We start from the raw sequence: 8810 nt of genomic DNA on the forward strand, positions 1-8810 counted from the left end.
ATTTCTCGGCAGGGTGATGTTCTGCGACGCCACCGCGCCCACACCGGGGCGCAGCCACGGGCAACGCGCGCCCACGGCGATGCTCGACGAGCTGATAGCGATCCCCAACTGGCCCGTCTCGGCACAGCGGGCGACAACGGAAAAGGTCATAGGGCGTCCTCAGTCGAGCACCGACGCATCGGCGTCGATCATCATTTGCTTCATTTCTTCAAAATGCCGGCGCGAGAAATCGGTGATGCCTTCCCAGCCCCGCGCGGTTTTTTCCGCCACTTCATCGGACAACACCCGCAACGGCTGCCCGGTGGACCACGCCGTGACAAGGATCTGGCAGGCGCGCTCCAGGGTCCAGATATCGTCGAACGCTTCACCGATGGACGAGGCGGTCACCATCACGCCATGGCCAACAAACCGCGCAAACGCCTGGAAATCCGCCTGCACGCCGATGAGCAACTGTGGCAGTTGACCGTCAGCGACAGCGGTGGCGGCATCGCCGAGGAACATTTGAACAACGTGTTCGACCCCTTCTTCACCACCAAGCCCGTGGGCGATGGGCTCGGCTTGGGGCTGGCGGTGTCCTACGCTATCGTGCACGAACTGGGTGGGCGCCTGAGCGCCGGTAACCGTGGCGACGGCGCGGTGTTTACCCTGACGCTGCCTATCGCGCTGGAGACGCCGGAGCTATGTTGAACGCGGTGATTGTGATCGATGACGAAGCCAGCATTCGCACGGCCGTCGAGCAGTGGTTGAGCCTGTCGGGATTTGAAGTGCAGTTGTTCAGTCGCGCCGAGGCCTGTCTCGCGCAACTGCCCAAGGACTTTCCCGGGGTGATTTTGAGCGACGTGCGCATGCCCGGCCTCAACGGCCTGGAGCTGCTGGCCGAAGTGCGGCGGCGCGATGCCGATTTACCGGTGATCCTGCTGACCGGCCATGGCGATGTGCCGATGGCCGTCGAAGCCATGCGCGACGGGGCCTACGACTTCCTGGAAAAACCCTTCAGCCCCGAAGCCCTGCTCAACAGCCTGCGCCGCGCCCTCGATAAACGCGGGCTGATCCTGGAAAACCGCCGCCTGCATCAACAGGCCGATCATCGGACACAATTGGAAAACAGCCTGCTGGGCGTGTCCCGCAGCTTGCAGAACCTGCGCCGCCAGGTGCTGGACCTGGCGACGCTCCCAGTCAACGTGCTGATCCGCGGCGAGACCGGCAGCGGCAAGGAACTGGTCGCCCGCTGCCTGCACGACTTCGGCCCGCGGGCAAAGAAAGCCTTTGTCGCGCTCAATTGCGCGGCGATCCCCGAGCAGTTGTTTGAAGCCGAGCTGTTTGGCCACGAGAGCGGCGCGTTTACGGGGGCCCAGGGCAAGCGTATCGGCAAGCTGGAATACGCTCACGGTGGCACGCTGTTTCTGGATGAAATCGAAAGCATGCCCCTGGCCCAGCAAGTCAAATTGCTGCGCGTGTTGCAGGAGCAAAAGTTGGAGCGTCTGGGCTCCAACCAAAGTATCCACGTCGACCTGCGCATCATTGCCGCGACCAAGCCGGACCTGTTGGACGAGGCCCGCGCCGGGCGTTTTCGCGAAGACCTGGCCTATCGACTGAACGTCGCGCAACTGCGCCTGCCGCCCCTGCGCGAGCGTCGTGAAGATATACCGCTGCTGTTCGATCACTTTGCGCAAAGCGCCGCCGAACGCCTGGGCCGCCACGTTGAACCGCTGAGTGGCGCGCAATTGGGGCGCCTGCTCAGCCATGACTGGCCGGGCAACGTGCGCGAACTGGCCAACGTCGCCGAACGCCAGGTGTTGGGACTTGGCGAGCCAGAGCCCGAAGGCATCGAGGCCGGGCAATCATTGGCGGCGCAACAGGAAGCCTTCGAGGCCAACTGCCTGAAAGCCGCACTGACCCGGCACAAAGGCGATATCAAGGCGGTGCTGGCCGAGCTGCAACTGCCCCGGCGCACCTTCAATGAGAAGATGCAGCGGCATGGGTTGGTGCGGGAGATGTTTCTCTAGGCCGTGATCTGGGTTGCTTTCAAAGACGCCATCGTAGGCAAGCAATAAGCGGATTTCCGCTCACCCAGCCCAAAACCATCAGCGACTTTCCGCTCAAAAAAACCTGCAAACCCTTCTAGACCGGGCCTTCCCCAACCTGGCACAGCTCCTGCTATAGCCCCAATCAGGCTGTGCTCAGGCACGCTCCATAAAAACAACTATCTGAAGGATCCTTCAATGGATAACTCCAATACCTTGCCTCTGGGGTCGGCGGCTGCGCCGGCGAAAGAACGCACCACCTCCAGCCGCATCAAATCGATCTTCAGCGGATCGGTCGGCAACATGGTCGAGTGGTACGACTGGTACGTCTACGCGGCTTTCTCGCTGTACTTCGCCAAAGCCTTCTTCCCCAAAGGCGACACCACCGCCCAACTGCTCAACACCGCTGCGATCTTCGCCGTGGGCTTCCTGATGCGCCCGATCGGCGGCTGGTTGATGGGCCTGTATGCCGACCGCGCCGGTCGTAAGGCCGCGTTGATGGCCTCGGTGCTGCTGATGTGCTTCGGTTCGCTGATCATCGCCCTGAGCCCGGGCTATGAAACCATCGGCGTCGGTGCGCCGATCCTGCTGGTGTTCGCCCGCCTGCTGCAAGGCTTGTCGGTCGGTGGCGAATACGGCACCTCGGCCACTTACCTGAGTGAAATGGCGACCAAGGAACGTCGCGGTTTCTTCTCCAGCTTCCAGTACGTGACCCTGATCTCCGGCCAGCTCATTGCCCTGGCGGTGCTGATCGTGCTGCAACAGACCCTCACCACCGAGCAACTGTACGATTGGGGCTGGCGTATCCCGTTCGCCATCGGCGCCCTGTGCGCAGTGGTCGCGCTGTACCTGCGGCGCGGCATGGAAGAAACCGAGTCGTTCACCAAGAAGGAAAAAGCCAAGGAAAGCGCGATGCGCACCTTGATGCGCCACCCCAAGGAACTGATGACCGTGGTCGGCCTGACCATGGGCGGCACCCTGGCCTTCTACACCTACACCACCTACATGCAGAAGTACCTGGTGAACACCGTCGGCATGAGCATTTCCGACTCCACCACCATCTCGGCGGCGACGCTGTTTCTGTTCATGTGCCTGCAACCTCTGGTCGGCGCGCTGTCGGACAAGGTCGGCCGGCGTCCGATCCTGATCGCCTTCGGCATCCTCGGCACACTGTTCACCGTGCCGATCCTCACCACCCTGCACACCATCCAGAGCTGGTGGGGCGCGTTCTTCCTGATCATGGCGGCGCTGATCATCGTCAGCGGCTACACATCGATCAACGCCGTGGTGAAGGCTGAGCTGTTCCCCACCGAAATCCGTGCGCTGGGCGTGGGCCTGCCGTATGCGCTGACCGTATCGATCTTCGGCGGCACCGCTGAATACATCGCACTGTGGTTCAAGAGCATCGGCATGGAAACCGGCTACTACTGGTACGTGACCGTGTGTATCGCGGTGTCGTTGGTGGTCTACGTGACCATGAAGGACACCCGCAAGCATTCGCGGATCACCACCGACTAACGGCTGAGCGCAGTAACCAATGTGGGAGGGGGCTTGCCCCCGATCGTGGTGTTTCAGTCAACTTATCTCAAGCTGACCCACTGCAATCGGGAGCAAGCCCCCTCCCACATGTGCAATCAGGACAACTCTGCCACGTCGCGCCGCACATAGCGCCGCTGCGCATATGAAGCCCCGACAATCATCACCACCAGCACCGCCGCCAACACCGCCGACGAACCGATAGTGCCGAAGTCCAGCCCGCCCTTTGCATGGGGTTTGGTCAGGAAGTCGCCCAGGGTCGCGCCAAATGGCCGGGTCAATACGAACGCCACCCAGAACAGCAACACCGACGAAATCTGCGTGAAGTACTTGAGCGCCACCACCGCCGCGATAGTCGAGCCGATCAACAAGGCACCACCGGCGAAGCCGAGCCCCGAATCGTCGGCAAGGAAGTCGCCCAGAGCAGTGCCCAAGGTGTTGGAGAACAGGATCGCCATCCAGTAGAACAACTCGCCGCGAAAGGTTTGCACCTTGTTCACGTTCAGCGAATCACCGCTGAGGTGCCACAACGCGAAGATGATCATCAGGATCACGATCAGGATCATCGACCCCGCGGCATAGCCCAGGCCGAGGCTGCGGTCCATGAAGTCGGACATGGTGGTGCCGGCGGTGCTGGTGGACAGGATCACGATCCAGTACAGCACCGGGTTGTAGGCTTTCGACCAGAGTTGCGTCACCAGGGTGACCAGGAACACGCTGATCAGGATCATCGAGCTGATGGCATAACCGACGTTCAGGGTCATCGACAGCAAGTCCCCGGCGGTTTCGCCCAGGGTCGTCGCGCAGATTTTCATGACCCAGAACGCCAGGGTGATCTGAGGAAGTTTGTTCATGCAGTGCAAGGCTCCGAAGCTCAATCTATCAATGGGCCGACTTATAGGGGGGTGTCGACCTGGCGCGCAGACTGAACGGGGCACTGTGAAAAATAGGTGGGCGCTGAATGAAAATTCCATAGGGCCGATGGAAATTCGCCGCCATGGCTTGCACTATGACGGCCCCCAGAAAAGCGCAGCAGGAACCTCGGCGATGTCTGACGATAGCTATTACTACGAACCCGCCAACGGCCACGGCCTGCCCCATGACCCGTTCAATGCCATCGTCGGCCCACGGCCGATCGGTTGGATTTCGTCCCACGACAGCCAAGGTCGCCTGAACCTGGCGCCCTACAGTTTCTTCAATGCGTTCAACTACATTCCGCCGATCATTGGGTTTTCCAGTGTCGGGCGCAAAGACAGCCTGAACAATATCGAACAGACCGGCGAGTTTGTGTGGAACCTGGCCACCCGCCCGTTGGCCGAGCAGATGAACCAGAGCTGTGCCGCCGTACCGCCAGAGGTGAATGAGTTCGAGTTGTCCGGCCTGACGCCAGTGGCCTCGAAGATCGTCGGCGTGCCGCGGGTGGGCGAGAGCCCGGTGTCGTTCGAGTGCAAGGTCACGCAGATCATCCAACTGCAGCGCGCCGAGCAGGTACTGGTACCCAGTTGGCTGGTGCTGGGCGAGGTGGTCGCGGTGCATATTGCCAAGTGGCTGCTCAAGGATGGGATCTACGACACCGCCGCCGCCGAACCGATCCTGCGTGGCGGCGGCCCGGCGGATTACTTCAAAGTGGGCCCTGAGGCGCTGTTCAAAATGTATCGCCCAGGCGCCACCCAAGCCTGACTGCAATGCAATAAAAAATGTGGGAGGGGGCTTGCCCCCGATGGCGGTGTGTCAGTCAGCCTATCTGTAGCTGAAACACCGCTATCGGGGGCAAGCCCCCTCCCACACTGGATCGACGGCGTGCGTCAGTTTGTGGCAGTTGCCCAGGTCAACTGACCTTCTGCATCGACGTCGGTCAACAACTCAAGTTGCAGCGTCGCCGCATCGTCGGCATCGGACGCCGTCTTGAACGTCTGTCCATCCAGGATCTTGTGAAACTGCGGTGCGCCCATGCCATCCAGCGCCTTGACGGCGACGGCGGCGCTGTAGCCCCCTTCGCCCGGTACTACGGCGGAAACGGCTTCGTGGTGAGCAAATTGTTTACGTGCCATGTTGCAGGTCCTGGCCAATGGAAAGTCGGCCATTCTAAACCCTAACCGGCGAGTTGCAGGTACTCGCCGTAGGCATTGGCGGCGGATGCATCGGTGAAGGTCTGGAAGTCCATGCTGCGCACGACCATGTCGTTCAACAGCTCGGAGAAGATCATCAGGGCCGGCGAGTTGAAGTAGGCACTCATCGCCTGTTCGCTGCTCCAGAAGCCCGAGACCAGCCAGACATCAGGGTCGACCCGGGAATGCTGCAACGAAAACTGCAGGCAACCCTGAGCCTGACGGCCCGGTTCGATCAAACTGCTCAAGCGAGCACCGAGTTCGGTGCTGCAACCGCTGCGGGCGCGGATAAAGGCCATATGGCTCGCGGGAATGGGGGTGGACATGTTCGACTCTCCCGTTGAGAAGTGATGCTCGGCAAGCACGGTGAGGGCGTGTTGCCACAGGATCAAAGATAACGGCGCAGGTCGAGGCGCGGTTAGTCGATTCCTGCCGGCTTATTGCACAATCCTGCGAAAAGCGTAGACAGGACGATTGCCCGCCGGTTTTATTCCACAGGCAGACGCCATATTTCATGGCGATGACAGTTCTCCTGCTTGCCTGATTCACGATGTGCCGCAGGATCAGGCAAGGATTGTGCAGAATCGACATACCACGGTTTGAACAGCCGCCGCTAAGCTGAGCCCATCAAAAAAGCCTGCAGAGGACGCCCCATGTCGTCGCCCGAACCCAAGTCCATGCCCCTCGATGCCGAGATGGAAAAACAGCGCGCCGAACTGGCCAGCATCGTGCATCGGCATACCTGGGAAGACGGCTCCTACGGTACGGCGATCACGTCACTGTTCCTGAACCGTCACAACACGCCGCGCGACTTCAGCCCGGTGCTGGTGGAGCCCGCCCTGTGCATCCTGGCCAACGGCCGCAAGGAAGTGCGCCTGGCCGACGAAATCTTTGCCTATGACCCGCTCAATTACCTGGTGTTTTCGGTGTCGATGCCGGTGGCCGGGCGGATCATCGATGCCACTCCGCAAGACCCTAACCTGTCGATCCGCATCAACATCGACCCGGCGCAGCTCACGGCCCTGATCGCAGAAGCCGGGCCGATGGGCGTGCCGTCGCGCCCGACCCCGCGTGGGATGTACGTCGACCGCATCGACAACCAACTGCTCGACGCCGTACTGCGCTTGACGCGCCTGCTGGATTCGCCCAAAGACATCGCCATGCTGGCGCCGTTAATCAGCCGCGAAATTCTCTACCGCTTATTGCGTGGGCCGCAGGGTTACCGGCTGTATGAAATCGCCGTGGCCAACAGTCAGAGTCATCGGGTCAGCCAGGCGATCAAATGGCTCAATGGCAACTACGAACAGCCGCTGCGCATCGATGACCTGGCCAAGGAAGTGAACCTGAGCGTCTCGACCTTGCACCACCGCTTCAAGGCCATCACCGCCATGAGCCCGCTGCAATACCAAAAGCAATTGCGCTTGCAGGAGGCGCGTCGGCTGATGATCGCCGAAGGGCTGGAAGCCTCGGCGGCCGGGTATCGGGTGGGGTATGAAAGCCCGTCGCAGTTCAGCCGCGAGTACAGCCGGTTGTTTGGTGCGCCGCCGCTGAGGGATTTGGCGAGGTTGCGTCAGAGCGTGTGATTCACTGCCGATCAGATGTGGGAGGGGTGGTTCGACTTGCTCCCGATGGCAGTGGGTCAGTTACAGATAAGTTGACTGATACACCGCCATCGGGAGCAAGCTCCCTCCCACATTTGATCGGCGGCGCTGCTTAGTCGAGGGTTCGGGGCAGTTGCAAGGTGACCCGCAAGCCACCCTCGCGCAAATTCTGCAAACTCACTTCGCCGCCATGGCTGTGCGCAATGTTGCGCGCGATGCCCAGGCCCAGGCCGTAGCCCTGCTGCTGGCCGGCGAGGCGGAAATGCGGTTCGAAGACCTGCTCCAGGCGCTGTTCCGGTACGCCCGGGCCTTCGTCGTCGACGTGCAGGATGAACTCCGCGCCATCGTCCTCGATATGCAAATGGGCGTTCTGCCCGTACTTCAGCGCGTTGTCGATCAGGTTGCCGATGCAGCGCTTGAGCGCCAGCGGCTTGCCCGGATACGGCGCCAACGCGCGCCCATGCTGGGTCACGCGGCCGTTGCCGTTGGGCGCCAGGTACGGCTCCACCAGGCAGTCGAGCACATGGTTGAGGTCGACCGGTTCGATGTTTTCGTGGATGTCGGTGTCTTTCACGCACTGCAGCGCGCCTTTGACCAGCAACTCCAACTCATCCAGGTCGCGGCCGAATTTGGTTTGCAGGTTTTCATCTTCGAGCAATTCAACCCGCAGGCGCAGGCGTGTGATCGGTGTGCGCAAGTCGTGGGAAATTGCACTGAACAACTGGCTGCGTTCGATGAGGTAACGGCTGATGCGTTCGCGCATGGCATTGAATGCGCGCCCCACTTCCACTACTTCACTGCCGCCGCCTTCGGCCACCGGCTCCACATCGGCGCCCAGCGACATGTCCCGCGCTGCCCGCGCCAGGCGCTTGAGCGGCCGGCTCTGCCAGTGAACCAACAGGCCGATGAACAGCAGCAAAAAGCCGCTGGTCAGCACGATAAACCACACTTGCTGCGACGGCAGGCCTTGCTCTTCGAGACTGGTGTACGGCTCGGGCAACAGCGAGGCGATGTACAGCCATTCGCCGGGAGCGAGTTGGATCTGGGTGACCAGCACCGGCGGGTTCACCGGCTCCAGGGTCAACGCGTAATGCGCCCAGGAGCGTGGCAGCTCATCGAGTTTCAACCCGGCATTGAAGATGCGCAGGTCTTCGGCGCTGACAAATTCCACCGAGATATGCACATCGGCGCCCAAGGTCTGGCGCAGCACTTCATCGACCGCTTTGAGCACCGCTTGCTTGCGCGGGGTCTGCGGCAAGATCGCCATGTCCAGCGGGCGGTCATTGAGCGTCACCACAAAACGTGTGCCGCCCATGCTGCGCAATTGGTCGAGGACCAACGGGCGATAGGCCACCGGCAACGAACGGAAATAGCTCACGCTGGCAGTCATCGAATGCGCCAGGCTACGGGCGCTGGTGACCAGGCCTTCGAGCTGGGTGGCGCGCAATTGCGAAACCCAGATCACGCTGGACAGCGCCTGGGCGAACAGCACCGCGAGCAAGGTCAGCAGCAGCATGCGCCCGAGCAGCGAGCGCGGCACC

General features: G+C 61.4%; 9 protein-coding genes and 2 pseudogenes. 5 read left to right on the plus strand and 6 right to left on the minus strand.

Annotated features, from left to right (window positions below; translation table 11 throughout):
- Together L9Z73_RS19830 and L9Z73_RS19835 are read right to left on the minus strand one after the other, a co-directional pair.
- On the minus strand, positions 1-150 hold a 150-nt coding region (locus L9Z73_RS19830; protein WP_247404456.1), incomplete at its 3' end, for a DUF1028 domain-containing protein.
- A gap of 9 nt (positions 151-159) precedes the next feature.
- Positions 160-399 (minus strand): annotated as a pseudogene (locus tag L9Z73_RS19835) (hypothetical protein); the annotation flags it as partial.
- Between L9Z73_RS19835 and L9Z73_RS19840 the strand changes: the two are divergent.
- From L9Z73_RS19840 to L9Z73_RS19850, 3 genes and pseudogenes are all read left to right on the plus strand, one after another.
- Positions 394-687: pseudogene (locus L9Z73_RS19840) on the plus strand (sensor histidine kinase); the annotation flags it as partial. The pseudogenes L9Z73_RS19835 and L9Z73_RS19840 sit on opposite strands and share 6 nt — an antisense overlap.
- The gene (locus L9Z73_RS19845; RefSeq protein WP_247404439.1) at positions 681-2006 is read left to right on the plus strand and encodes a sigma-54-dependent transcriptional regulator; all 1326 of its coding nucleotides are present in this window, start codon (positions 681-683) and stop codon (positions 2004-2006) included. The pseudogene L9Z73_RS19840 and the gene L9Z73_RS19845, both read left to right, overlap by 7 nt.
- Before the next feature lie 216 nt (positions 2007-2222).
- Positions 2223-3542, plus strand: a complete 1320-nt coding sequence (locus tag L9Z73_RS19850; RefSeq protein ID WP_247404440.1) for an MFS transporter — start codon at positions 2223-2225, stop codon at positions 3540-3542.
- 116 nt (positions 3543-3658) lie between these two features.
- Here L9Z73_RS19850 and L9Z73_RS19855 read toward each other — a convergent pair whose 3' ends face one another.
- Complete coding sequence (locus L9Z73_RS19855; protein WP_247404442.1) at positions 3659-4414, minus strand: COG4705 family protein; 756 nt, start codon at positions 4412-4414, stop codon at positions 3659-3661.
- A gap of 193 nt (positions 4415-4607) precedes the next feature.
- Between L9Z73_RS19855 and L9Z73_RS19860 the strand changes: the two genes are divergently transcribed.
- A complete protein-coding gene (locus L9Z73_RS19860; RefSeq protein ID WP_247404444.1) occupies positions 4608-5240 on the plus strand; it encodes a flavin reductase family protein in 633 nt (210 codons plus the stop codon).
- 125 nt (positions 5241-5365) lie between these two features.
- Here L9Z73_RS19860 and L9Z73_RS19865 read toward each other — a convergent pair whose 3' ends face one another.
- A complete protein-coding gene (locus L9Z73_RS19865) occupies positions 5366-5611 on the minus strand; it encodes a hypothetical protein (protein ID WP_247404446.1) in 246 nt (81 codons plus the stop codon).
- 41 nt (positions 5612-5652) lie between these two features.
- The gene (locus L9Z73_RS19870; RefSeq protein ID WP_247404447.1) at positions 5653-5994 is read right to left on the minus strand and encodes an antibiotic biosynthesis monooxygenase family protein; all 342 of its coding nucleotides are present in this window, start codon (positions 5992-5994) and stop codon (positions 5653-5655) included.
- Positions 5995-6321: 327 nt separating this feature from the next.
- Between L9Z73_RS19870 and L9Z73_RS19875 the strand changes: the two genes are divergently transcribed.
- On the plus strand, positions 6322-7251 hold the full coding sequence (locus L9Z73_RS19875) for an AraC family transcriptional regulator (protein WP_247404449.1): 930 nt from the start codon (positions 6322-6324) through the stop codon (positions 7249-7251).
- Between the two features lie 130 nt (positions 7252-7381).
- Here the strand turns inward: L9Z73_RS19875 and L9Z73_RS19880 are convergent, their stop codons facing one another.
- A complete protein-coding gene (locus tag L9Z73_RS19880; protein WP_247404453.1) occupies positions 7382-8809 on the minus strand; it encodes an ATP-binding protein in 1428 nt (475 codons plus the stop codon).
- Position 8810: the final 1 nt, after the last annotated feature.

This window comes from Pseudomonas emilianonis, assembly GCF_023072625.1.
Taxonomy (GTDB): Bacteria; Pseudomonadota; Gammaproteobacteria; order Pseudomonadales; family Pseudomonadaceae; genus Aquipseudomonas; species Aquipseudomonas paraveronii.